The following is a 25383-nucleotide window of genomic DNA, read 5'->3' on the forward strand; positions in this document are numbered from 1 at the left end:
CCTTTACTTATAATGAACCGTGGAACGTCCGGTTGATGACGTCGATCTGTTGCTCGCGTGTCAACTTGATGAAGTTGACGGCGTAACCTGATACGCGGATCGTGAGCTGCGGATACTCTTCTGGATGTTCCATGGCGTCGAGCAACGTCTCACGGTTGAAGACGTTGACGTTCAAGTGGTGACCTTTGTGCTCGCCACCCATATAGCCGTCAAGAAGTGCCGCCAAGTTAAGTTCACGTGCGACGTCTTCTTTACCGAGTGCTTTCGGTACGATCGAGAACGTGTATGAGATACCGTCTTGCGCGTGTTCGAACGGAAGTTTAGCGACTGACGAGAGCGACGCTGCCGCTCCTTTCGTATCGCGGCCGTGCATCGGGTTCGCACCCGGTGCGAACGGCTCACCAGCACGACGGCCGTCCGGCGTATTCCCTGTTTTCTTGCCGTAGACGACGTTCGACGTGATCGTCAAGACCGACTGCGTATGAAGCGCGTCGCGGTACGTTTTGTGTTTCCGGACTTTTTCCATGAACGATTCTACGAGTTCGACAGCGATCGCGTCGACACGGTCATCGTTGTTTCCGAATTTCGGGAAGTCGCCTTCTGTTTCAAAGTCGACGGCGATGCCGAATTCATTCCGGACCGGTTTGACCGTCGCATATTTGATTGCTGACAAGCTGTCGGCCGTCACCGAAAGGCCAGCGATACCACAAGCCATCGTCCGTAAGATTTCAGGGTCGTGGAGCGCCATTTCAATCCGTTCGTACGCGTATTTATCGTGCATGAAGTGAATGACGTTGAGTGTGTTGACGTAAAGCTCCGCGAGCCAGTCGAGCGTCCGGTCGAAGTCAGCGTACACTTTATCGTACGTGAGGACGTCTTCTGTGTTCATGTCCCAAGCCGGAGCAATTTGATCGCCGCTCTTCTCATCGCGTCCACCGTTCATGCTGTAGAGGAGTGCTTTCGCCATATTGGCACGGGCACCGAAGAACTGCATCTGTTTGCCGATCTTCATCGGTGACACACAGCAGGCGATGCCGTAATCGTCACCAAACTCTGGAAGCATGAGATCGTCGTTCTCGTATTGGATCGCCGACGTCTCAATCGACATCTTCGCGCAATATTGTTTGAATCCTTCCGGTAATTTCGTCGACCAAAGTACCGTCAAGTTCGGTTCTGGTGCCGGGCCGAGGTTTGTGAGCGAGTGAAGGAAACGGAACGAGCTCTTCGTGACGTTCGAACGGCCATCCTCACTCATCCCACCGATTGATTCCGTGACCCACGTTGGATCTCCAGAGAACAATTCGTTATAGTCAGGCGTCCGCAAGAATTTGACGATGCGGAGTTTCATGATGAAGTGATCGACGATTTCTTGGACGTCTGACTCTGTCAAACGGCCCGCCGCCATGTCACGCTCAGCGTACACGTCAAGGAATGTCGATACGCGTCCGAGAGACATCGCCGCACCGTTTTGTTCTTTGACAGCTGCAAGGTAAGCGAGATATACCCATTGATAGGCTTCTTGCGTCGTTTCAGCCGGGCGACCGAGGTCGAATCCGTAAGCAGCGCCGAGTTGTTTCAATTCTTGAAGGGCACGAAGCTGTTCAGACATCTCTTCCCGCGTCCGAATGTCTGCTTCCGAGAGGAAACCGCCATTGTTCGCCAAATCTTTTTTACGCTCGGCAATCAAGAAGTCTAAACCGTACAAGGCAACGCGACGGTAGTCACCGATGATCCGGCCACGTCCGTATGCGTCTGGGAGACCTGTGATGATCCCTGACTTACGTGCTGCCCGCATCTCTGGTGTGTAGGCATCGAAAACACCTTGGTTGTGTGTTTTACGAATGTCTGAATAGATTTTTGTGATTTCAGGATTTGGTTCGAAGCCGTATGACTCGAGCGCGGCGTCGACCATGCGAATGCCGCCGTTCGGATGAATCGAGCGTTTGAACGGTTCGTCCGTTTGGACACCGACGACTTTTTCAAGGTCTTTATTTAAGTACCCAGGTCCGTGTGAGATGATTGTCGACGGCGTGTTTTGATCGACGTCCCAAACGCCCCCGCGTTCCCGTTCTTCTTTCGTCAATTCCATCACTTGTCCCCAAAGACGATTCGTCGCCTCTGTCGGTCCGACTAAGAAACGGTCATCCCCTGTATACTCGTGGCGGTTCAAGCGGATAAATTCACCGACATTCACTTCGTTCGTCCACTGCCCAGGAACAAATCCTGACCAGGCTGATTTAATTTCAGTTGCCATTATGGTCACTCCTCATAGTTGAGATAACTGCCTGATTCCTTATAATATGAGTGTACGTGAAAACGTGAACAATATGTTTTACATTCTTGTGAAAGTTGTAACAATCTCATGAACATTGGTGTTATGCCGTTTTTGTAAGCGCTATTTTATCTGTTATAGTCATTTTTTAACTTACATAGAAACAGACGAATCCCTATCCGTTAACGTTCTTGTGAATCCTGTATTATTTTTAAGGAGTTGTGAAAAATCATACAGTTTTTGTAGTGACTTAACTCACAGGTTCGGGATAGAACTTGAATTTTTGCCTTATATCGAGCACAATGGAAGCAGAACATTGTAGAAGAGGAAGGGGTTCTTCCCATGACGTATGAACCATTAACAGCCGAGCATAACTTAAAAGCCGGTGACCGCATCTCCCTTAAAGTCGAAGAGGCTGGAGACAAGCGCGACGGATTTATCACAGAATTTGAAGAAAAAGGCTTTTGGATTCGCTTTGATGACGATATCGAGAATGAAGATTTCATTGATTTCCGTGACCATTTAATGGTCGCACTCGTGTCACGCCCAATCGACGTCGCGACGACGTATCCAGAACTAAACGCCTATGCAAAATTGCTCAAAGAATTGGAATACCGCGTGTATCAAGGCTTCACGGTCGAAGGTGTCGAAGCCTCGCCTGAGCACATCGACGTGCACATCAAACTCGTCGAGGACGGACAAGTGTACACACAGACGCTCCGTTCATCAATTGACCAAGACACGGAACATGTTCGCTATATTTGAACCAGGGAGCGCTTATGCTTCCTTTGTTTTTGCCCAACGATAAGGAGAACTGATATGAACTTTACAAAACCATTCATTAACGAAGCCTGGAAACGCCTTGGCTTTAACGAACCGATGCCGGTCCAAGCGGAAGCGTTCCCGCCCCTTTTAGAAGGAAAAGACGTCACGATCGAAGCACCGACAGGAACAGGTAAGACACTCGCTTATCTTTTACCCGCTATTGAAAAAATCGATGCCTCGAACGATCGCATCCAAGTCGTCATCGTCGCACCAACGCGCGAACTCGTCATGCAGATCCAAACGGTGGCGCAACGTTTCACCGAAAAAGGTGACGTTCGGATCGCCTCGTTCATCGGTGGCGTCGAACTGAAGCGCCAAATCGATCGCTTGAAGAAAAAACCGCATTTGATCGTCGGGACACCAGGACGTCTCGTTGAATTGATCGAGAAGAAAAAACTTAAACTGCACGAAACGCATACGATTGTGCTCGATGAAGCCGATCAAATCATCGACAGCGGATTGACGGAAGCGGCTGAGCGCATCATCAACCATACGGCGCACGAGCATCAAATCTCACTCGTTTCGGCGACGTTGACGGATACGCTCCAAGCCTGGGCTGCCCCGTTCTTGAAAGAACCGGTTCACGTGAAGGTCGAACGGACTGTCAGTGCTCAAGTGACGTACGGCTATATGTTGACGACACGTCGCTATAAGCCAGAATTGCTTCGTCGCCTATCACACGTCGACGGTGTCAAAGTGCTCGCCTTCATCAACAACCGCTCGTTCTTACCGCCGCTCAAAGGTGAGCTCGATAAGATGAAAGTGAACTACCGTATGCTCGATAGCTTGAAAGGGAAACGTGCCCGCGTCGAGACGCTCCGCGAATTCCGTAAAGGCGAATATCCGCTCCTCATCACGACGGGTCTCGCAGCGCGCGGACTCGACATCGATGAAGTGACGCACGTCGTCCATTTCGATTTACCTGAATCGACCGATGACTTCATCCACCGCTCAGGACGGACCGCTCGCGGTAACGCGGCCGGTACGGTCCTGTCGATCGTGACTCCGGAAGATTTGACGCACTTAAAATCGTTCGCCCGCCAGCTCGGTGTCGAATTGAAAGAGCTTGAGATTTACCGTGGCGAAGTCATCGAGAAACGGATCGAAGACAAACCGCCGGTCGTCAAACGTCCTGCAGACAAGCGAGGACCACGGCGATGAAAAAAGACCGGAAAGTAATTCCCTTCCCTTTGCTCGTCGAAGAGTCCGAATTGCTGGCCGAACTGAAAAAGTTATACGAGCAAGCGGCACTCGCACGCAGCACGCAATGGACGAACTACATCCAAGAGATCGCTTCGGAAGGCACGTGGCACTTGAAAGACGCCGAACTGTTCCGTGATTTGTTCATCGATTGGGCCGTCTTCTTTGAGACGGATGAGGACGGGATGACACCGCACGGCCGCTATTTGGCGGACCATAAAGCCGATATGTCACCCGCCCTTTATCACGCCTTGCGTGGTCTCGCCGTCCCCCGGTGCTCTGTGTTTGAAGTGACCGAAGACGGCTTACGTGATTGGGAGACGAAAGAGACGTACAAGGTAATGCTTCCGGAAGTACGCGAACCAGGCGACGTCATGCTCGGCAAGCTGCTCGACATCCGTGGCAGCTGGCGCTTCGGGTCGGCCTTCCTCGCACTTCCAGCGAAGATGGCTGGCAACGTAGCGGACCTGTACATCGACTTTACGGATGAGGTCGGTCCAGGTGCATTCCTCGATCAATTCCCTGAGTTTTGTGCGGAACTGATCGATATGTTGCTTGATTTAGAAGAAGGGGTCATCATCCCGAAGCCAACGAAATAACCGAGAGGCAGCCGCCTCTCGGTTTATTTGTTATTCCACATAATACTCCGTATTGGATAACAATGCTTTCGCCTCATCGTTCGTCGCTTTCACGACGGCGCTCGCTATGGATTTTCCATCTTCATATACATCGATGACGGCGCCCTCTTTTATCGGACGGGCATGATACAGTCGGTCTCCGACGTATGAAGTCGTGCCGACCGAACCATCGATGACTTGACGCGTCGATGATTTACCCGTTTTCAAGTCGACGACGAGTTCAGTCCCCTCTTCTTGCAAAGCAATCAATCGATCTTCGTAAACGGTCGCATTCCACATGTCACCGTCCGGCGTCAATTCGACCACTTGCTTCGTTTCCACGTCATACGCATAAATCCCGATTTTTTCTTGCTCACTCCAATACGTTTCTCCACCTTCTGTAACCGATGTCTGTTCGGTCACACTGACCGGGATGAACCGATTGTCCGCGTCAATCGTCATCACATACGGTCTGAACGCCCAAGAAGTTCCTGTCACGGACGAAATCCCCTCATCTTTCAACCCCAAGCTTTCAATCATGATTTGTTTGGCGTCCTCATCGAACCTAGCGATTTTCGTTTCTGCATTTTCCCCGTAACCGTCGCGATAAATGACATGGACGTTTCCTTCACGAACGAACAGGCCGGCCCAAGGACTATCCATGAGTTCAGACGCACCACTAACGTCTGTCCCAAAGAGCTGTTTGGTCACGTCCTGACCGTTCAAGCGAAACACTGCAATCTCTTTATTCCCGTCCTGCCCGACCCCGATATAACCGTCAGGCGTCTGAATCGATTGCACGAAACTTAGGCCTGAGAGTTGGCGATAAAAGTCGCGCACTGACGAGTCGACCTCGTCGTCATACGCTAACGCCTGTTCGATATAATTCAAATCAGTCGTCACCTGACTCTGGTCGGTCGTCACTTCGAACCGTTCTTTCTCGCCTTCTTCCGTGTTGTAGTACAAGTTCACCGTTTGATCTTTCCAAACCTCAGGATTCGTCGTGACCGCCAAGTCCCATTCTGCTTTCGTGTCCCTCATATCGAAAGCAAAAGTCCCGAGTCCGATAATGACGACAGCGCCGAGCGCTGCCACATTCCACACACGCTTCATACACTCACCTCACACACTTAGTTTTTTCGTCAAATAGCGACGACCTAACCATACCGTTGCACTCATCCATCCCATCAGACCGAGCCCAACTACAACCATCATCTCGTCCATGAACAATCGACTTTCTAGGAAGAAGAACGCCGTCACAGGAACGGAAATCAACGCCCCGAGCATCAATATCGCAATAATTGGTGACCATAATGTGCGTTGCCATAGACTCCGCTCAATCAACACGAATGCGAAGATGAACAAAATGACAAGCACGATGAGCACTTGATGAATCAGGAAATTGATGAAAGACGCGGGATACATCGGCGAGAGAGCCCCATCGAAGCGAATCGCTTGCTCGAACGATCCACCCACCGAAATCATCTGTGAATCGAACCACCCGGTGAATGCTATGTACTGAAGCTTAAGGGCAATCCATTGGACCGATAATAGCCCGAGCACCATCAACATCATCGTTGCGAGCTTCGCAGCGAAGACGAGCATCCGTTGTTGCGGCATCATCAATAGTCGTATCATGAACGTGCCGCGTCCCTGAAAGTCACGATACCAAATCCAAAAGCTATAGAGGAGCATCGCCGCAATCGCAACGCCGATCGACAAAATGAACGGCGTCCCTCCAAGATAATTGGCAAACGTTAAGACGTAATCCGGTGTCCCGGTGCGTCGAATCGTCTCATACATATTCGTCTCGCTCCATAAGAAGAAGCCGAGCCAAGCAAATTGGGTGACGACGAGAAGCGTGATCAAGATGAGATACGGTTTCGTCGCCCGCTCGACTTCCCATCCGAGTAGTTTTAACAATTTCATGCGCCATACTCCTCTCTCATGACGTCAACGATCGATTTCCCGTGAATGAAGCGGACGTCCTCGACGTCGAATTCACGGACGATCCGTCCCCTGTTCAACATGACGGCCTTGTCGACCAAATACTCGATGTCGTCAATCTCATGCGTCGTGATCAAGACACCGCGATCTTCCATGATGTCGCTCGAGAACAGCTCGACAATCTGTTCTTTCGAGAACACATCAATACCTGAGAACGGTTCGTCGAGCAGCAAGTAATCTGGGTCTTGGGCGATGCCGAGCGCCAAATTGACTTTCGCGAGCGTCCCTTTCGACAGTTCGCTCAACTTATCTTCCGGAAACAGTTTGAACTCGTCGACGAGACGGGCGAACAACTTCGTGTCGAACTTCGGATAAAAGTCGCGCATGAACGCTTCGCACTGCTCGATCGAAAAGTGGATCGGGAACGTCGAATGGTCCGGTACGAACGCGACGTTGTTCAAATCGATCGGCTTGCCGTCAATCAAAACGTTGCCTTGGTCAAACGGAGTCAGCCCCATGATGCCTTTTAAAATCGTCGACTTCCCGGTCCCGTTCAGACCGATGAGGCATGTGATCTCGCCTTTGTTGGCCGTGAACGACACATCTTCGATGACTTGTTTTTTGCGGTAACGCTTCTTAACTCCCAGTACCTCGATCATCGAGATTCCCCTCCCCGTATTGCCGTTTGATTTTGCTGACGAGCTCGTCCATCGTGACGTCGAGCTCTTGAATCGATTCTACGAAGACAGCGACCGCCTCATCGACGAGTTCGGTCCGAATTCGTTTTAATACGTGGTCGTCCGTCGTCACCCGACTTGGACGATTGCGTTCGGTCGTGATCAATTGCTGTTCCTCCATTTCCTTGAACGCCTTTTGGACGGTGTTCGGATTGATTTTCAGTTCGGTCGCGAGCTCTCGTCGCGACGGCATCTCTTCGCCCGCCTTCAACTCGCCTAGCGCCATCTTCTTTTTGAAGTAGTCGACGACTTGGATGTAGACGGGAGACCTCGTGTTAAATTGAATGATCATGTTGTCACCTCTCTAAGTGTATGATGCGACTAATACACTATCTGACTGTATTATTACTGTAATACACTTGACTGTCAATAATAATTTCCCAAAACAATCCAAAACAAAAGACGCATCCTCATTGATTAGGATGCGTCAATTTGATGAGCGGACGATATAGTCGGCTCGTATCACTGGATTGACCGTCTTGATGTAGTGCGCTTCACCCGGCCAGTAGCGGCGCTCATATTTGGCGAGCCGTTTCGCCATGTCCCCGATGTACGTATCGCGATTGAGCACACGCTTGTAACGCGTCTCTCGTTTGCAGTCGACATAAACGATGTAGTCGAAATACGACCGCCACTCGTCCCGCAATAAGAAGATGCCTTCAACCAACACGAGCGCATTCGGAGCCACATCGATCGTCCGCATGACAATCGTGTCTTCGTCTCGCTCATAGTATGGCAACGTCAGACGCGTCTCACCTCGGGACAACGGCTCGAACAACATCTTCACGAGCAGATCGACGTCCCATTGGAGCGCATAGTATTCCACCGCCTCAGGCTGCCCCGTCTCATAGCGCCGGGCCCGTTCGACGATGAAGTCATCAATATGTAGAAGCAGTTCTTTCGGCGCGATACCACTCAATTGTTCGACGAGCGTCGTCTTCCCCGCCCCGCTCAAGCCGTCGATTGCGACGACGAACGGCCGGTCGTGGACACGGTTAGCGTATGCTTCACGAATCACTTCCTGTAACGTCTCCATACGTTCTCCCCCAAATCAAAAAAGTCAGCCCTAGAGGCTGACTTCAGTTTACCAGAGCACCCAACCTTTCGCTCCCGGAGGCGCGCTTTCAATCAAGTGCCAAATCGGAACCGTGTAGGCGAATGCGATCAAGACGAACGTGACCGTGATCCAGAGCTTCCAGTTCTCGAAGAACCGTGGCGTCTCCATCGCCGCCTCTTCCGTTTCCGCGAGTGGGAACTCTTCCTCGCCTTTTGGTGCGAGGAATGACAAGTTGAACATCGAATAGACGAAGATGAGCACCGAGACGAGAAGGATTGTCCCGCCGATTGCCATCGCCATATGGTACGGGATCCATTCACGCGTCAACGCGTCTGAGAAATACGTCGCCGGACCGGTCCGGCGCGGGTTACCTTGAAGGCCTGAGATGTGCATGGCATACGACATGATCGACATCCCGAACGCCCACGTCCCCGTCTGAATCAAACCGAGACGGTTCATTGATTTCGTGAGTGTACGTCCGCGTAGTACCGGTACGAGCCAATAGGCGGTTCCAAAGAACGTCAAGGCGACGGCCGTTCCGACCGTGATATGGAAGTGACCGGTGACCCAAAGCGTGTTATGGACCATCGCGTTCAATTGGTGCGACGCGTTGATGATACCGCCGGCACCAGCCGGAATGAAGAACAACATCCCGACGAACGGGGCGAGGAAACGCACATCGCCGTACGGCATCTTTTTGACCCAACCGAACAGACCGCGTGCTCCGAGAGCGCGTCCCCGCAGCTCGAACGTCGCGAACAGCGAGAACGCCGTCATGAACGACGGAATGACGACGAGGAACGTCAAGATGACTTGGACAAACTTCCAAAACGGATCAATCCCCGGCTCTGTCAACTGGTGGTGGAAACCGACCGGGAACGAGAACAAGAGGAACAACAAGAACGCCATCCGCGCGAGCGCGTCCGAGAAGATCTTCCCACCGATGACTTTCGGCACGACCGTATACCAGACGATATAGGCCGGCATGAGCCAGAAGTAAACGAGCGGGTGACCGAAGTACCAGAACAACGTCCGGCTCAGTTCAATCCCGACCGTGTCTTTCCATCCGAGCGAGAGCGGGAGCAGTTGGAACAAAATCGTCCCGGCAACACCGAGTGTCGCGATGACCCAGAGCAACATCGTCATGATACTCATGTACGCTGGGAGTGGCGGATGGACGCCAGGGTGTTCCCGTTTATAGTCCGCATACATGCGGAACATCGCGAACGCCGAGAACCATGTACCGACGACGAAGAGAACGAGACCGACATAGAAGATCGGGTCGGCCATGAGCGGAGCGTAGAACGTGTAAAGTACAGTCGCTTTATTGGCGAGCACCATGATCGTCACGAGTACCGCCCCGGCGATGATCATCCAAAAACCGAGCCAAGCAACACGTGTCGGGAACGATTCAAACCGTCCGAACGACTTGGCGAGCAGCGCGTAAAGTAAGCCGATGATAAACATCGTCGTAAAGACGAGACCGAGCATGATACCGTGGGCCGTCAACAATTGATAGTAACCGAATACTTCCGGAATGATTCCTGTACGAATGAGCGTCTGCATGAGTCCCGCAATCGCTCCAATCAAGACGGCGAGTACCGAGACGACAACGTGGGCATAGGCGAGGCGCGCTTCTTTCACACCGATGCTCGGCACCGGCACGCCGCGCTCCATTTCCCACTGTTTCAGTTTTGAGGCTACGTCGTTCATTTAGTCCACCACCTTAATTTTTGTCGACATCATGTGATGTCCCGTACCGCAATATTCGTTACAGAGGATTAAAAATTCGCCCGCTTCTTCAAACGTATACGTGAGCGAGTTGATATGTCCCGGTACGACCATCATGTTGACCGGTGTTCCCGTCAACTGGAAACCGTGGACGACGTCCGGTGACGTGACGAGAAACGTCACTTTCGCACCTTTCGGGATTTCAACGTTACCCGGTGTGAACGTGAACGCCTGCGCGACCATGACGAGTTCGTATTCGTTATCACCAATTTTATTAAGTCCAGGTTTATCGAACGGCGCCGTCTGATGCACTTTCGCCGGGTCGATCAAATCGGCGTCCGATGCGGGCTGGTTGCCGGCCGCAAACGCCGAAATGCCGAGCACTGTCAAAAACACGCCTAATAGAACGATGCCAAAGATCAACCAATATTTTTCAAGCTTATGAATATGCATGTTTGTTTTCTCCTTTTGACGTTATCGTGTAACAAATAAATAAAAGACCGACGACCACATGGCGATGATGACACCCGCGACGATCATGACCGATGTAAACGTGCCTTTCAGATTCGGTTCTTGTCCACCGTTCTTATCCACGTGAAGGACCCCTTTCGCTATGATTTCCTCTTTCATTGTATGAAATTCACCCCGACTTAATATGTGACTTTTATCACTCCAAAAGTGACAATCACATCATTTTTGCGTAGTTTCCACACATAAAATTCACAATTGACCAAATCAAGACGACAAAAAACCGCCTCTCTAAGAGACGGTTCCTCGTTATAATCGGCAAATCCCGGCCGGACAGCCTTCACAGTGGCACAGCTCTTTTAAGAAATCGATATCATGCAAGACGATCGAGTTTCCCGTCGTTGTCAGGACGCCTTCTTTTCGCCACTGGTTCATCATCCGGTTGACGGTCTCACGCGGTGCCCCGATCAGTTGACCGAGCTCCCCATCGGAAGGATGTCGTGAGATGACGACCGCGTCATCTTCCTCCACGCCGTGCATGGCCGCCATCCGAAGCAACGTCGAAGCGAGCGCTCCCGGCTTTCCGTACAATAGCAAATCACGCAGTTTCATCTCTGAATGCTTACGCATCATCGACGTCCAGCGCAGCACGTCACCGGCAAATTTGGCGTCTTGCTGCATGATGGTCTCGATGTCTTTCTTTGAAATAACGCCAATGACACTTTCTTCCGTCGTCTCGATGCTGTAAGAACTCGGGAACGTGTCGACGATATCAAACTCACCAAAAAAATCGTCGGCGCCATATAAGAACATGACGATCGGATTCCCTTTTTTCGTGATCTTTGTGAATTTGACAGATCCGCTCTTCAAATAAAAGAATTTATCACACTTCTCACCTTCCCAACAGACGATGCTAGCCTTCGGGTAGTCTTGAGGTGTCATCATTTCGAGCAATAACTGTTTCGTCTCCGCTGAAAAGATAAAGCTGTTCGGTTCGGTCGTCCCACATTTCGTAGACATATTCGTCTGCTCCCTCCACAATTCATTCGTGCCTGGAATGTCTCGTACGTTTCATTTATGGCTTTATTATACAGTAGCGTGAGCACCCTGATCACAAAAGTATGTGACATTTCAAACAATCTTCTATTTTTCAAATCGTTCTCATAAAAAAAAGACTGTAGAAAGTCTACAGTCTCAGATCAGTCTCAGCGATAGACGAGACGGATCAGCTTCTCAGCACCTTTAAAGTTTGGATAACGAATCGGCACATCAAATTTTGTCGTGTTGCGTAAGATTGATTTGGCATGGCTGAACGCCTCAAAGCTATAGCGTCCGTGATAAGCCCCCATCCCACTCTCCCCGACACCGCCAAATGGCAAGTTCGGGTTCGTCAAATGCATGAGGACATCGTTGACACAACCGCCGCCGAATGTCAGATGCTTGAGCACCGTCTGTTCGACAGCTTTCGTTTCCGTGAACAGATAGAGCGCGAGCGGATGCGGACGGTCGGACACAAACTCGATCGCCTCATCGAGTTGACGATACGTCAGCACCGGCAAAATCGGTCCGAAAATCTCGTCTTTCATAACAGCCGCCCCATCATGAATATCCGTCATGACGGTCGGGGCGATTTTCAAGCTTTCCCGCTCCGTCGCTCCCCCGAAGAAGACGTCTCCTTGACTCAAATAACTCGTCAACCGATCAAAATGAGACTCGCTGACGATCCGGGTGAACCGTTCTGTCCCGATTCCGTTCCCAAACATTGTGAACGCTTCCCGCTTGATCGCTTCAAGAAACGCATCACGTTTCGATTCGTGGACGAGCACGTAGTCCGGGGCGACACACGTCTGCCCGGCGTTCATCCATTTCCCCCATGCGATTCGTTTCGCCGCAATGTTAATATTGGCATCTTCATGGACGATGGCCGGTGACTTCCCACCGAGTTCAAGTGTGACCGGCGTCAATTGCTTGGCCGCAGCCTCCATGACGATTTTTCCGACCGGGGTCGAACCGGTGAAGAAGATGTGATCCCATTTTTGTTCGAGTAGAGCTTGAGCGACGTCTTTATCCCCTTCGATACTGACGACGTAACGATCGGTGAACGCCCGTTCGAGCACTTTCGTCATCACTTGGGCCACGTTCGGCGTCAATTCCGACGGTTTCACGACAGCCGTGTTCCCGGCCGCGATTGCTCCGATGAGCGGTGCGATTGCCAATTGGAACGGATAATTCCAAGGAGCGATGATCAGAACGGTACCGCGCGGTTCAAATATGACCTCACTTTGTGTCCCGAGGTGGATCGCTGCACCGCGGACACGTTTCGGGCGCATCCAACGCTTCAACTCTCGATTCGTCCGACTGATCTCGTCGTAAATAAAGCCGATCTCCGTCGTGAACGCATCGAGCTCTGATTTATTTAAATCTGTTTTTAACGCTTCGATAATCTCTGCTTCGTGATGTTTGATCGATTCTTTCAAAAACGTCAACATACTGAGACGGAATGCGAGCGATTTGGTCGCTTGCGTCTTAAAGAAACGACGTTGCTTACTGATGAGCTCTTCGATCGTCAACTGTTCGATTGGTGCGAGCATAAATCTGCCTCCCTTTGAGTGATAACGCTGTCTTCATCTTATCACTATCCAATCAGACCCGACCATTTTGAACGTTCAACCGTTGCTGCTTGATACGTGCCCGTCTCACCCGGTCTTGTTTGAAACGACACGTTTCCTTGTCTGCTCGATCACAATCAAAAGCAGGCCCGCTAGCAGCAAAACAATCCCGGTTAGCGTGAATTTCTGCGTTAACGAGACGGACAGCCACCCTAAGAGAGCCGAGCCCACGACCGTACCGAGCGAGAAGAACGCATAGAAGTAGCCGTATGATTTGCCGCGATTGGCACTGTTCGTCGCTTTGATCAACATCGTGTTGATGGCCGGGAACAAAATAGCGAAGCCGATGCCATAACAGCCGAGCACGAGATAGAGCAGATTTGCGCTACCCGACAAACCAATCAGAATTTGACTAACCCCAAGAATGCCGATCCCGAGCGCAGCCAAGCGCGCCGGCTCGAACCGGTCGAAGATACGGTTCGTCGGCAAGACGAACACAAGGACGGCAGCAACGCCAAACGTGCTGAGCAACATCCCGCTGAGCCGTGAGTCGTAACCGAGCGCTTGCACGTAAAGCGGTAATAAATAAGCGAGCGCTCCTTGCGAGAACATCAATAAAAACGCACCGACATACGCTTTGACGACGTCACGCTCTAGCGTTTTCGAGCCAACCGCTTCGCGCCGGTCCTCATGTTTCCCAGCGAATCGCAACCGCTTCAACACGACGAGGGCAAGCAAAGCCACAAGCACGCCATACGCCGCCACGTACGTAAATACAACCGGGACCGATGTGCGGCTGGCCATGATGCCGCTAAACGCTGGTCCTAGAATCGCCGCCAACCCGACGAAGCTCCCGGTGAGCGCCACTTTCTTCCCTTGTCGATTGGCCGCGGTCAAGTTCGCGGATAGCGTAAACGCAGCCGGTACAATCAAGCCGGCCACGAATCCGTGAACGACACGCACCACCAATAACATCGAAGCATCATCGACAAGGCGATACATGAGCAGACTCGCACTTGATAACACTAGACCGACGAGTAAGATTCGGAACGGGCCGAACTTGTCCGTCCAAACGCCAGACAAAATGTTCCCGAACGTGTTAGACAATGAATAGATGGCAATGACGACACCGGCGATGAACGGCGTCGCACCGACTGAGGTCGCGAACGTGCTCATGACGGGAAGTTGGGCAAACAGATCAAAAAACGCAAAAAAGACGATACTATAAATCACAAAAGCGGATGGTTTATTCACGGAATTCTCTCCTTAGCTCAGCACCTCCACGGACACTGAGTTTTCAGCTTCAGTCTAGCTTGCCGGTTCCGCTTTGTATAGACACGTTGGCACACTGACACAAAAAGTCCCTACAAACGTTGCGTCTGTAGGGACTTATGATTTAGTTTGTCACTTCGACTGCTGTGTCGAGGGCGACACGAATCATCTCGTCGAACGTCGATTGACGTTCTTCTGATGTCGTCTCTTCACCCGTTAACAAGTGGTCAGAGATCGTGAGGATCGTCAAGGCGTTGACTTTATGTTTCGCCGCGAGCGTGTAAAGGCCGGCTGCTTCCATCTCGATTGCGAGGCAACCGAAGTCCGCCCACTTTTTGAAGTGGTGGAAGTCATCTTGGTAGAACTGGTCGGCCGTGAAGATTTGACCGACTTTGACCGGGATGCCCGCTTTCTCCGCGTTCATATACGCACGATGTAGGAGGTCGAACGTCGCTGTCGGTGCGTAGTCCATGCCATCGAACCGGACACGGTTTTGTCCCATCTCACTCGATGCGCTCATCGCGATGACAACGTCACGCACTTTGACGTCTTCTTGAATCCCGCCGGCTGTACCGACACGAATCAAGTTTTTAGCACCGTACGACATGATCAATTCGTTGACGTAAATCGACATCGACGGCACACCCATACCTGTCCCTTGAACAGAGATGCGTTTGCCTTTATACGTACCCGTGAAACCGTACATGCCACGCACTTCGTTATACAGTTCGACATCCTCTAAGAACGTCTCAGCGATGTATTTCGCGCGCAACGGATCTCCTGGAAGTAATACCGTTTCTGCGATTTGTCCTTCTTTTGCCCCAATGTGTACACTCATGATAAAATTCCTCCTTTAAAGTTGTCGTTGGTAGTCTTCCCGATATTCGTTCGGGGTAACACCAACTTGTTTTTTAAAGACTTTTCGGAAGTATTTGTCGTCCGAAAAACCAACCGCTTGGGCGACTTCATAAATACGTTGTCTACTTGTTTCAAGGAGACGCTTGGCCTCGAGCATGCGGATCGACAACAAGTACTCGGATAAGTTGACGCCATACTGCTGCTTAAAACGACGCGATATGTATTCGCGGCTCAAGTAAAAGCGCTCGCTCATCCCTTGCAAGCTGAGCTGTTCCGCATAATGACGCTCGATAAACGCACCGATTTGGAAGATTGGGTCCTCCTCGGCTGGGCAGACGTCTGCGAGGGCACGTTCGAGCGTATCGTTCAACACGTCCGGATCAATCGGTTTCAGCAAGTAATCGAAGCTGCCGAGCTGAATCGCGCGCCGCATATACGAATACTCATCGTACCCGGTCAACACGATCAGCTTTACCGACTCCACCTCTTGATGCACCCATTCCATCAACTCAATCCCGTTGCAACGCGGCATTTGAATATCCGATAAAACCAAGGCCGGGCGCTCTTTCGTGATAATCCGTTTCGCTTCTTCGCCGTCGCTCGCTTCGAACACTTTCGTGACGCCGAGACGTTCCCACTCCCCAAGCAATTTGACCGCTTCCCGTACTGGCGACTCATCGTCGACGATCAATACTTTCGTCATGACGCACCCGCCTCCTTCACGGCCGGGAAACGCATGACTATGCGGAATCCGCCGGTCTCTGGTGTAGCCAACATAAACTCAGCCTCCCGATTATAGTTTAACATGAGTCGATCGCGAATGTTCTTTAAACCGGTGCCTTCCGCACCATGAATCGGTCCTGTCGACCGTTCGATCCGTTGTTGCAGGGCGTTCAGCTCAAAGTCCGAGATCGCTCGCCCGCTGTTCTCACAACGGATGATGAGGTCGGCTCCCGTTTGACGGATGTTTAAGCAGAACCGATTGGCCGCCGTCGCCCCGTCCCGCTCAAACCCATGTTTGAAAAAGTTCTCAGCGAGCGGTTGGAGGATCATCTTCGGAACGATCAAGTCGAGCAACGCGTCCGGGACGTCGACCTCGACGTCGAACTGATCGGGGAAACGGACCTGTTGGAGCCGAACGTACGAATTGAGATGCTCGACTTCGCGCTTGAGCGTCACCATCGACTCGGCCGGGTGCATCGTGTACCGCATCATCGAGGATAACTGTGTGATTAAGCGATAAACCGTTTTACCATCCCCTTTTAGGGCGAGCGTCCCGATCGACTGTAGCGCATTGAATAAAAAGTGTGGGTTCGTTTGCGCCTGCAGGGCGCGCAGTTCGTTCGTCCGATTTTCGAGTGCCAACCGATATTCGCGCTGAATCAAGTCATCGATCCGTTCGATCATCCGTTTAAATTGGCGGCCGAGCACACCGAACTCGTCATTTCCCAGGGAATCGAACGAGACGGTCATGTCCCCTTGCTCGATTCGCCAAATGTTTGACGTGAGCGTTTTAATCGGCGTCGTCAAACGCATCGATGCGTATGTCGCACCGATCAACGCTAACACGAGCGAAACCATCCCGACGACGAAGATAATGAATGACGTCCGGGATGCCGGTTCAATCAACAACCGGTCCGGAATCGATTTCCCGACATAAAACGTTTGATTCTCAAACTCGAACGATTTAATGATCCGATGATGTTTCCCGTCGACCGACATCGACTTCGCCGCCACCGTGTCCGGGATGTACTCGTCCCCAAGCTTGGCAAACACTTGATTGTTCCCGCCGATGAACCAAAGGCTTTCCTCCGGATTGTTTTGCAACGACGCGAGTTGTCCGACAAACACGTCTTCCGGTATATCGATCGAGAGGATCGCGAGCGGTTTATCCGTCTCGATCTTGTCGAGCCGGAAATGGAGCGTCACGACCTCTTCTGCCGAGACAATCGGTCCAAAGTCGTGGTATGGGACGAGCGGATGCGACGCCTCGAGCAAGACACGGCTCTCTTCATACTTCAGCAATTGTTGTTGAATCGCACTCGGTTGTTTTTTCGAACGTGGTGACACTTTCATTTTATAAGCGGCGAACGAGTCCATGTCCTCAAGCATGAGCAATTGAATCTGTGCGACGTCCTCCCGTGATAAGTACATACCAAGGAGTGCCCGCCGAACTTCAAGCTCCGTCTGCTCGAGTGACAGCCCGGGACCGTATTCAAGAATGTCGAGGACGTCCCGATTGGCGTATAGGCTCGTTGGCAGGCGGCTCAAGTCAGAGATGTAGCGTTCGATCTGCAACGTCCCGCGCTCGAGTGACCAGTCCGTGAGCTCGAGACCGCGCTCTCGTTCCCGGTCTTTGACGTACCAAAATGATATGACGGTCGCTAAAATAACCGGAACGATGATCGTCAATGCGATCATCCCAGTCAATTTCGTACGGATGCTCCTCACCGACACCCCTCCTCTTGAAGATTATATCACGGGTCATGCAAGCGTTTGCAATCATGTTGTAAAAAAAGACTTGAGCCCCAAAAAGGATGCCTCAAGTCTTTCTTATCACTCGTATGAATTGATCAATTGAATCACTTCGTCGGAATGGTCCATATTTGCTGCTAATTCACCCGGCGTCATTCCGTCTTCGTTTTCAAGCGATACGTCTGCCCCGCTATCAAGTAATAACGTGATTGTTTCTACATCGACGTTCTCACTATAAAGGAAATTATGGAGCGGCGTGTCCCCGTAATCATCTTGCATGTTCACATCCGCTCCGTTCATCACCTCTTCTTCCACCGCATCATAACTGGCATTGTCGTACGCCAATTCTTGGAGCGGCTCCTCAGCCATTTCACCGGCGAATCCTTCGCTGAACGGTGAAGCGGCAAGGCCCGTGAACCCGTCACTCATGACGAGCCACGCGATGATGGCCCCGTTGACGAGCACGGTGACGACAATCGTTCCGATGATTGAGGCTTTGACATAACCAGCCGTCTTGAACATCGGCACGTTCGCCTCACCGGCTTGCGTGGCGATAGCAGCGATCCGTTTCGGCAATGTCGGATGCGTCGAAATCAGTTCGCTATATTTGGCGATGAACCCGTTCTCACGGCTTGCTTCATATAAATAGTCGAACTCGTTCACTTCTTTGGCGAGCTTTCCGCCGACGGCGAGGATGGTGAGCGCTCGTTTTGAAGCCGCTTCGTCTTGAATATAATGCGCGGCCATCCGGTCGCACGTATATTCGCAAGCGCGTGAATACGCTGTCCCTAAAAATGGAACGATATTCCCGAGCAAGACGAGCCACTGTTTTTGGACGTGATTGCGGCGGATGTGCGCGAGTTCATGCGCGATGACGAACTCGACTTCTTTCGTCTGACCGTTCCGCGACAGTTCCACGACGTCCGAATACAAGATGATCATATTCTTTTGGAAGAATCGGGTCGCGAACGCGTTCAAGACCCCGCCCGCCTGTAAAATATAGACGTCTGGCAACAAACGGATACCCATCCCTTGTCCGACGCGCTGATACATCTCATGCAGGTCGGCGAATTGTCGCTCCGTCACTTTGACCCCGTTCGTCCGAATATAGCCGATTTGAATCCAGTGTGCGAACATCGACAGCGAGACGATTAGCCCGATGATCCACAGGAAGATACCGAGTGAGGCAATCGTCAAGACGATTCCGACAATAATTGTCAGGATGCTCATCGCGACAAGCAGTCCGAAATACAATTGTTCGTGCTTATGTACCAATTTTGAATGATTCATGTCATTAACTCCTTCATTTTCCAATTACCGTCTTTATTATACGGAATCTCACACGTAAAACAACAAAAAAATAGAAACTGACGAAATGTCAGTTTCTAACGTAATTCGAGCACGAACAGTTGATCGTCTTCCGCTCCTGGATTTCCACGGCCGTCCGTATTGTTCGTGATGTAATACAGGCGATCATCTTCTAACCAGACGTCACGGATGCGACCTTGATTCTCGACGAGCGGAACGACTTCGCGCGTCTCACGGTCGATCGCGACCAAACGATTCCCACGCAACGTCGCCATATAGACGTACTGATCGTCGGCAACGATGCCAGATGGCGCCCATGACGTTCCTCCGACCTCAAACCAAGGCGTCTCGAGACCGTCTTCCGTCTCATCGGCCTCGATGATCGGCCACCCGTAATTGTTTCCTGGCTCGATGATGTTCACTTCGTCATGACCGGACGCCCCATGTTCGCTCGCATAGAGCACGTCTTCGATGACGGTCAACCCTTGCGGATTCCGATGGCCGGACGAATAAATCCAATCGACCGGGTCCCCTTCGCCGGACAACGGCACGCGCAGGATTTTCCCGGCAATCGATGTCTCATCTTGAGCGAGGTCTGGGACGAGTGCGTCTCCGGTCGTGACCCAAATCACGTCACCGTCGAGTAATAAGCGTCCGCCGTTATGAAACTGCGCTCCGGGTATGTCTTCCAAGACGATGTCCGTCTCTTCAAATCGTTCTCCGTCCCACGTCAATTCGACGACCCTGTTCCGCACATCCCCAGGTGTCCCGTACGTATGATAGGCGTACAGCTGTCGCGACGTCGCAAAGTCATCCGCGAGAGCAAGACCGAGTAGTCCGCCTTCCCCGATTTCAAGCACATCTTCAGTCAGTTCGACCGGTTGACGCGAGACGTTACCGTCAGCATCAATGACAGCAATCGTTCCCCCGCGCTCTGAAACGAGCCAACCGTCCTCGGTTCGTGTAATCGACCATGGGACGTCGAGCTGTCGCGCAATCGATTCGTTCGCCCCAACCGATAACGCGTCATCTTCGTTCGGCGCCCCTTCCGTCGATTCAGCCGGTTGTTCGATCGGGGTTTCCTCTTCTTGGACCGCATCGTCCGCCGGATCAGACGCACAACCGGCAACAAAGACGAGTGACAACATGAGTAACCATCGTTTCAACGTAACCGCCTCCTTTCCCCCATCATACCGCGCTTTTAGGCGTCGCGTGAAGGTTCGGGTGGGCGGGCCGGTAACCGAAGCGCGATGAGCAAGGCGATGAACGCCGCGAGTGCCGCTCCGACGAAGACACTGTTCAGTCCCGAGGCGATCAACTGCTCACCTTGCAGGCGAACACCCTCGTCAAGCGTGGCACTCGCCGCCTGGTTGAAGAACGATTCGAGCGAGGCACCGCTCAACGTTTCGTCGTTCCGGAATCCGCTCAAGACGATAAAGTTGAACATCGCCCCGAACACCGCGACTCCGAGCGTCTGTCCGACCGTACTTAAAAACGAGTTCGCCGCTGTCGCTGTCCCGCGCTGACGGTATGACACGACCGTCTGCAACACGACGATGAACATCGGTTGTGACAAACCGAATCCGACGCCGATGATGGCGACGGCGAGGTACACCCAGACGTCCGAACTCGATGGAGTCATCAGCGTCAAGATGACCGTCCCAATCAAGAGCAGGCCCATCCCGAAGACAGCCCGTCGTCGCGGTGATGCCGCTCCGAGCGTCCGTCCGCCGATAATCGACGTGAACGTCCATGCGACCGAGAGCGGCATGAGCATGAAGCCCGCCTCTGTCGCCGATTTACCAAGTACAGCCTGCGCCCAAATCGGGATGTAGGCTGACATCGAGACGAGCACCCAAGCAGCAAAGAAGACGGCCCCGTTGATGGACGCGATAATCGGCTGCTTCAACAGCTCGAGCGGCAGGAGTGGTGTCTTGGCCCGGCGCTCTGACATGAAGAAGCTGACGAGCAACACAAGACTGAATAGACCGCTGACGACGACCGGTAACGTCAAGATGTTCGTTTCACTGAACGTGATCAAGGCGTACAAGAATGCGGTCGTCCCCCCAGCGAACAGGAGTGCCCCTTTTATATCGATCCGTTCGGTCGTCTCAGCGACCGTCTCTTTATAAAATGTGACGATCATGATGAACGATAAGAGCGCAAACGGAACGTTCAACAAGAACACGTAGCGCCAAGACAACGTCTCGACCAAAAATCCTCCGATGACCGGTCCGAGTACACCGGACACGCCCCACACCGCGCTTAAAATCCCTTGGATTTTGCCGCGCTCTTCATACTTATACAAGTCCCCGATAATCGTCATCGAGATCGGCAGGACCGCACCGGCACCAAGACCTTGCAGCGCCCGAAACACGATCAACTGCTCCATCGATGTCGCTAGACCGCACAAGAGCGAGGCGAGTGTGAACAGCCCGATCCCAAACAAGAGGACACGCTTTCGACCGAACAAGTCGGCGACTTTCCCGTAAATCGGTGTCGACACCGCGGTAAATAGTAAGAAGGCGGCAAATACCCAACTAACGAGCGCCGCGCCATTCAACTCGCTCGCAATGACCGGCGTCGCGACCGAGACGACCGTCCCTTCAATCGCTGCCAAAAAAGTCGCAAGCAGTAGTGCGACCGTAACATTCTTTCTCATCTGTTCCATCTCCCCACAAAAATAGTGGCGCCGGAAGGCTCCGACCACCACTTCAACTGTCTATTATTTTGTGCGAGCGGCGTCTGTTTGACAAGCCTCAACTTCCGGTTCGAAAAAGAAGTTTTTAATTTCGGCGTAAGCGGCCTGTTCATCTTGAACGAGGACACGTCCGGCCAGTCGGCCGGAATCAAGCATCCACACTTCGTCAGCAAGCCTCGCCGCCACATCGAGCTGGTGTGTCGAGAACACGATCGTCGTCCCACGGTCGGCCTCTTCCCGCAACAGTCGGCCCAATACATGCATCCACGTCGGGTCGAGACCGTTCGTCGGCTCGTCTAGCAGTAGAATGTCAGGTTTCGTGACCAACGCTTGAGCGAGCAGGAGACGTTGCCGCATCCCTTTCGACAACATCCCGACCTGTTGCCGGGTCTTGGCGTCAAGCCCGACACGGTTCAATAGAGACGCATCCGGTTTGACTCCTTGAAGCAACGCGTAATACGAAAACGTCTCACCGACGGTCCACGACGGATCGAATGCGAAATCATCAGGCATATAACCAAACGATTGATTATACGATTTTCGACGGTCACGCGTCTCCCCGTTCAACGAGACATGACCGACACTCGGTGAGAGCGTACCGTTCATCATATTCAGTAGCGTCGATTTCCCAGCCCCGTTGCTTCCGCATAAGGCGACGACCCGACCGTCGGCAATCGCTCCGTCAAGCGGATGGAGCGACCATACATCGCCATAGCGTTTACCGACCTGTTCAAGCTGAATCATGTCGTCCCTCCTGTCGAAGTAACCAAGCTGTCCCGAACCACAACACAAACACGACACTCAAGATTGCGATGCTGACGGTCAAACTACCGAGTGGGTCGCCGAGCCAGCCGATAAACGTTTCATAGACGGCCCCAAACAGGTCAGGTGCCGACAAGACCGAGCTCACCCAGACGCGCAGTAGCTCAAATCCGTTCAAAAACAGCAGCCCGACCATCGCACTCGCTTGCGACCCGTAAGGCAGCCAAGCAATCGTTGCCACGAGGAGCGTCGGCCAAAGTAAAACGAGGACGACCCAGACGATGAACGAGAGGAGCACAGCTCGAAGCCTCGTCCGTCCGACGACGCCGATGAACGTGCCGATCGCGGCACCGTACGTGGTGAGGCCGAACGCATACACCCATAGGACGAACCACGTCTCGAGCGGCATCGAAACAAGGAACGAGGCGAGCGCGAACGCAAGCGTGATGATGAGTCCTTGCGTCGCCAGGAATGCGCTGTAACGCATCCAGACCACGCGGCGCATCGACACCGTGAACGTCGAGACGAGTCGCATCCGCTTTGATTCACGCTCATTGCCCCACTGCAGTGCCGTCGTCAACATGACGAGGAGCGGTAACACGAGCCCAATCACCGTGACGAGTGTCGCGCTGACGTTCGTATACGCCGTCGCCACCGGGATCGCTTGGCCGAGACCACCCAGCAAGACGAGTGTCAGTACCCAAGCAAGCAAGAAGACGTAACTTTCTTTCTGACGCAGCGTACGGGACCATTCGATCCGCCATAACATCGCTTACTGCCCGTGACCGTCAGATGACTCATCCGCATCGTGCGCGTCACTCATGTCGCTCGCTTCGCCATCGTCGTCCGAGTTCATTTTTTTATGACCGTTCATCTCGCCGCGCTCCCACGTATGTTCTTTCAAGTCGTCTAAATCCATCACCATGCCGCCATTCTCTTCGGCATACGTCTCCGCGTCCGCTGCTTTTGCGAACGAGACGATGTTATAAGCCATCGGCGTTTTCGCTTCTTTATTATAGACAAACGTACCTTCATCTAAATCGACCCAGTCCATCGTGTTGTAGTCTTTCACATACATCGCCGCGATGTCCTCTTCCGTTTGCTCAGGGTACCAGTCACGCATCAAACAACCGATATCGTCGAACGCATAGCCTTTCCCGTTGTCCATGATCGCTTCGGCAGCGAATTGTTTATCCATCACTTTCATCTTGCACACTTCACACTCGGTCTCGCCCCATTCGATATCGAACGGTTCCGCCGCAGCGCTCGAACACGCCCCAAGTGCGAGCGTCAAACTTGATGCGGCGAATAGTCCTGCCATTTTCTTATACGTAGTCATATCGTTTCCTCCCAAATATCCATAGTAAAACCATCATTCCGGTTAAAGCGACCGCTCCGAACGACCCGTTCCACTCGATGCGAAACGCGGACACAATTGGCCCTGCGTCCGTGAGTGTGACCTCGTCCGGGCTACGGAGCACACGTTCAAGCACGGTTAGCCCCGGGGCACCGTACAGCAACTCGAACGCTTCATATGAATCGGCCAATAAAAACAAGTACGGGTCGGCCCGAAACTGGATCTCACTGAACCCGTCGCGTGTCAAATCGAGCGTCTGTCCGCCCCAATCGTTTCCTTGAATCACATTGTCTGTCGACTCAAACGAGACGACCGGATACCGATTGCCGGTCAAGTCGTTCCCTGCCATCGTCATCCCGTTCGCCGACTTCAAGCGCAGTCCTACATCATTGCCGTTCACACCGTTGTCATGAATCGTCGTCCACTCCGATTTTTCCGCATAAATCCCGATCCGATTGCCGAAGATCGCGTTGGCACGCAACGTCGTCTCGACTGCTTCAAACAACATGATCCCGGTCGCCGTCGCGCCGACTTGGTCATAGATTTGTCCGTTCTCGATGACGACGCGCTCTGTCCCCATGATCATCGCACCTGCTCCGTTGCGCCGGAGGTTCGGCAAATTGATCGACACGTCTGTCGGAAACATGAGATGGACACCGTATCTAGCATCGGCAACGCTCGGTCGAATCAGCTGGTGACCCGACCCGTTCTCGATGTAGATCCCGTCACGGACTCGGTCGATGACCGCCCCTTTGATCAAAGCCGCTTCGCTGTTCAATAGCGAGATGCCCTCGTGTTGATTAGACCCCGAGATGACGGGACGGACGAGCCTTACCCCGTAGCTGTCTTCCACTACGATACCGGTCCCGGACGCTTCGACGGTCACATCGATCAACTGATGGCCAAGCCCTGAGACTTGTATGGCAGCCACGTCCGTCTGCCGGCACTGTTCGACCAAAACATTCTCGAGCACCGCCCCGGTCCCTTCTAACAGAAACGCCGGTTCATTGCAGCTGACGAAGCGTTTCCCCGCACCGTCAAACGTCTCATTCGAACGGACCACGATCGGTTCGTCAAGCGTCACTAAATCGGACTCCGCGTGGACAGACGGGGCTGCGAACAACAAGCTGATGAGCAATCCAAGTTTTAGTTGTCTCATAACCCCTCCTCTTGATCAATCGCTTACA

Annotated in this window: 25 protein-coding genes; 3 read left to right on the forward strand and 22 right to left on the reverse strand. The window is 52.5% G+C overall.

The window, feature by feature from the left end; genetic code table 11:
* Nucleotides 1-7: 7 nt before the first annotated feature.
* Nucleotides 8-2254, reverse strand: a complete 2247-nt coding sequence (pflB, locus tag EVJ24_RS09470) for a formate C-acetyltransferase (RefSeq protein WP_071399148.1) — start codon at nucleotides 2252-2254, stop codon at nucleotides 8-10.
* Nucleotides 2255-2614: 360 nt separating this feature from the next.
* On the opposite strand from pflB, the gene EVJ24_RS09475 reads away from it, so the two are divergent.
* Genes EVJ24_RS09475 through EVJ24_RS09485 form a run of 3 tightly spaced genes read left to right on the forward strand, consistent with a single transcriptional unit; the run spans nucleotide 2615 to nucleotide 4896 of the window.
* A complete protein-coding gene (locus EVJ24_RS09475; protein WP_070328907.1) occupies nucleotides 2615-3037 on the forward strand; it encodes a hypothetical protein in 423 nt (140 codons plus the stop codon).
* A 54-nt stretch (nucleotides 3038-3091) separates the two neighbouring features.
* Complete coding sequence (locus tag EVJ24_RS09480; RefSeq protein ID WP_131441117.1) at nucleotides 3092-4258, forward strand: DEAD/DEAH box helicase; 1167 nt, start codon at nucleotides 3092-3094, stop codon at nucleotides 4256-4258.
* Between the two features lie 29 nt (nucleotides 4259-4287).
* Nucleotides 4288-4896 carry a hypothetical protein gene (locus EVJ24_RS09485; RefSeq protein WP_236637617.1) on the forward strand — a complete coding sequence of 203 codons (609 nt, stop codon included), beginning with the start codon at nucleotides 4288-4290 and terminating at the stop codon, nucleotides 4894-4896.
* Between the two features lie 30 nt (nucleotides 4897-4926).
* Here EVJ24_RS09485 and EVJ24_RS09490 read toward each other — a convergent pair whose 3' ends face one another.
* The 21 genes from EVJ24_RS09490 to EVJ24_RS09590 all read right to left on the reverse strand — a co-directional run bounded on the left by EVJ24_RS09490 (nucleotide 4927) and on the right by EVJ24_RS09590 (nucleotide 25355).
* Nucleotides 4927-6027, reverse strand: coding sequence for a hypothetical protein (locus EVJ24_RS09490; protein WP_131441119.1), 1101 nt, complete (start codon nucleotides 6025-6027; stop codon nucleotides 4927-4929).
* A 9-nt stretch (nucleotides 6028-6036) separates the two neighbouring features.
* Nucleotides 6037-6843, reverse strand: coding sequence for a hypothetical protein (locus EVJ24_RS09495; RefSeq protein WP_131441120.1), 807 nt, complete (start codon nucleotides 6841-6843; stop codon nucleotides 6037-6039).
* Nucleotides 6840-7520, reverse strand: coding sequence for an ATP-binding cassette domain-containing protein (locus EVJ24_RS09500; RefSeq protein ID WP_131441121.1), 681 nt, complete (start codon nucleotides 7518-7520; stop codon nucleotides 6840-6842). Before EVJ24_RS09500 ends, EVJ24_RS09495 begins: the two co-directional genes overlap by 4 nt.
* Nucleotides 7498-7890 carry a GntR family transcriptional regulator gene (locus EVJ24_RS09505; RefSeq protein WP_070328901.1) on the reverse strand — a complete coding sequence of 131 codons (393 nt, stop codon included), beginning with the start codon at nucleotides 7888-7890 and terminating at the stop codon, nucleotides 7498-7500. Before EVJ24_RS09505 ends, EVJ24_RS09500 begins: the two co-directional genes overlap by 23 nt.
* Nucleotides 7891-8025: 135 nt before the next feature.
* Complete coding sequence (locus tag EVJ24_RS09510; protein WP_131441122.1) at nucleotides 8026-8634, reverse strand: kinase; 609 nt, start codon at nucleotides 8632-8634, stop codon at nucleotides 8026-8028.
* A gap of 48 nt (nucleotides 8635-8682) precedes the next feature.
* Nucleotides 8683-10368 carry a b(o/a)3-type cytochrome-c oxidase subunit 1 gene (locus EVJ24_RS09515; protein WP_070328899.1) on the reverse strand — a complete coding sequence of 562 codons (1686 nt, stop codon included), beginning with the start codon at nucleotides 10366-10368 and terminating at the stop codon, nucleotides 8683-8685.
* The gene (locus EVJ24_RS09520) at nucleotides 10369-10839 is read right to left on the reverse strand and encodes a cytochrome c oxidase subunit II (RefSeq protein WP_071399140.1); all 471 of its coding nucleotides are present in this window, start codon (nucleotides 10837-10839) and stop codon (nucleotides 10369-10371) included.
* Between the two features lie 21 nt (nucleotides 10840-10860).
* Nucleotides 10861-10980 carry a cytochrome c oxidase subunit 2A gene (locus EVJ24_RS09525; RefSeq protein WP_233589685.1) on the reverse strand — a complete coding sequence of 40 codons (120 nt, stop codon included), beginning with the start codon at nucleotides 10978-10980 and terminating at the stop codon, nucleotides 10861-10863.
* A gap of 183 nt (nucleotides 10981-11163) precedes the next feature.
* Entirely contained in the window at nucleotides 11164-11874 is a 711-nt protein-coding gene (locus EVJ24_RS09530) for a Crp/Fnr family transcriptional regulator (RefSeq protein WP_070328897.1), read from the reverse strand.
* Nucleotides 11875-12059: 185 nt separating this feature from the next.
* The gene (locus EVJ24_RS09535; protein ID WP_131441124.1) at nucleotides 12060-13445 is read right to left on the reverse strand and encodes an aldehyde dehydrogenase; all 1386 of its coding nucleotides are present in this window, start codon (nucleotides 13443-13445) and stop codon (nucleotides 12060-12062) included.
* Between the two features lie 105 nt (nucleotides 13446-13550).
* Nucleotides 13551-14717 (reverse strand): MFS transporter, encoded by a 1167-nt coding sequence (locus tag EVJ24_RS09540; protein ID WP_131441125.1) that lies wholly within the window; start codon nucleotides 14715-14717, stop codon nucleotides 13551-13553.
* Nucleotides 14718-14859: 142 nt separating this feature from the next.
* Nucleotides 14860-15573: a purine-nucleoside phosphorylase gene (gene deoD, locus EVJ24_RS09545; protein ID WP_016508372.1), complete on the reverse strand. Its 714-nt coding sequence runs from the start codon at nucleotides 15571-15573 to the stop codon at nucleotides 14860-14862.
* Nucleotides 15574-15588: 15 nt separating this feature from the next.
* Nucleotides 15589-16296 carry a response regulator transcription factor gene (locus EVJ24_RS09550; RefSeq protein WP_131441126.1) on the reverse strand — a complete coding sequence of 236 codons (708 nt, stop codon included), beginning with the start codon at nucleotides 16294-16296 and terminating at the stop codon, nucleotides 15589-15591.
* Nucleotides 16293-18044, reverse strand: a complete 1752-nt coding sequence (locus EVJ24_RS09555; protein ID WP_236637618.1) for a sensor histidine kinase — start codon at nucleotides 18042-18044, stop codon at nucleotides 16293-16295. Before EVJ24_RS09555 ends, EVJ24_RS09550 begins: the two co-directional genes overlap by 4 nt.
* 105 nt (nucleotides 18045-18149) lie before the next feature.
* A complete protein-coding gene (locus EVJ24_RS09560; RefSeq protein WP_131441128.1) occupies nucleotides 18150-19358 on the reverse strand; it encodes a M48 family metallopeptidase in 1209 nt (402 codons plus the stop codon).
* A gap of 95 nt (nucleotides 19359-19453) precedes the next feature.
* Nucleotides 19454-20542, reverse strand: coding sequence for a PQQ-dependent sugar dehydrogenase (locus tag EVJ24_RS09565; protein WP_236637620.1), 1089 nt, complete (start codon nucleotides 20540-20542; stop codon nucleotides 19454-19456).
* Between the two features lie 35 nt (nucleotides 20543-20577).
* The gene (locus EVJ24_RS09570) at nucleotides 20578-22038 is read right to left on the reverse strand and encodes an MDR family MFS transporter (protein WP_131441129.1); all 1461 of its coding nucleotides are present in this window, start codon (nucleotides 22036-22038) and stop codon (nucleotides 20578-20580) included.
* A gap of 63 nt (nucleotides 22039-22101) precedes the next feature.
* On the reverse strand, nucleotides 22102-22821 hold the full coding sequence (locus EVJ24_RS09575; RefSeq protein ID WP_131441130.1) for an ABC transporter ATP-binding protein: 720 nt from the start codon (nucleotides 22819-22821) through the stop codon (nucleotides 22102-22104).
* A complete protein-coding gene (locus tag EVJ24_RS09580; protein WP_131441131.1) occupies nucleotides 22808-23608 on the reverse strand; it encodes a hypothetical protein in 801 nt (266 codons plus the stop codon). The genes EVJ24_RS09575 and EVJ24_RS09580 overlap by 14 nt, the downstream gene beginning before the upstream one ends.
* A gap of 3 nt (nucleotides 23609-23611) precedes the next feature.
* The gene (locus tag EVJ24_RS09585) at nucleotides 23612-24178 is read right to left on the reverse strand and encodes a nitrous oxide reductase accessory protein NosL (RefSeq protein WP_201740365.1); all 567 of its coding nucleotides are present in this window, start codon (nucleotides 24176-24178) and stop codon (nucleotides 23612-23614) included.
* Nucleotides 24165-25355 carry a right-handed parallel beta-helix repeat-containing protein gene (locus EVJ24_RS09590; RefSeq protein ID WP_131441132.1) on the reverse strand — a complete coding sequence of 397 codons (1191 nt, stop codon included), beginning with the start codon at nucleotides 25353-25355 and terminating at the stop codon, nucleotides 24165-24167. The genes EVJ24_RS09585 and EVJ24_RS09590 overlap by 14 nt, the downstream gene beginning before the upstream one ends.
* Nucleotides 25356-25383: the final 28 nt, after the last annotated feature.

The organism is Exiguobacterium sp. SH1S21, from assembly GCF_004337175.1.
GTDB lineage: Bacteria > Bacillota > Bacilli > Exiguobacteriales > Exiguobacteriaceae > Exiguobacterium > Exiguobacterium aurantiacum_A.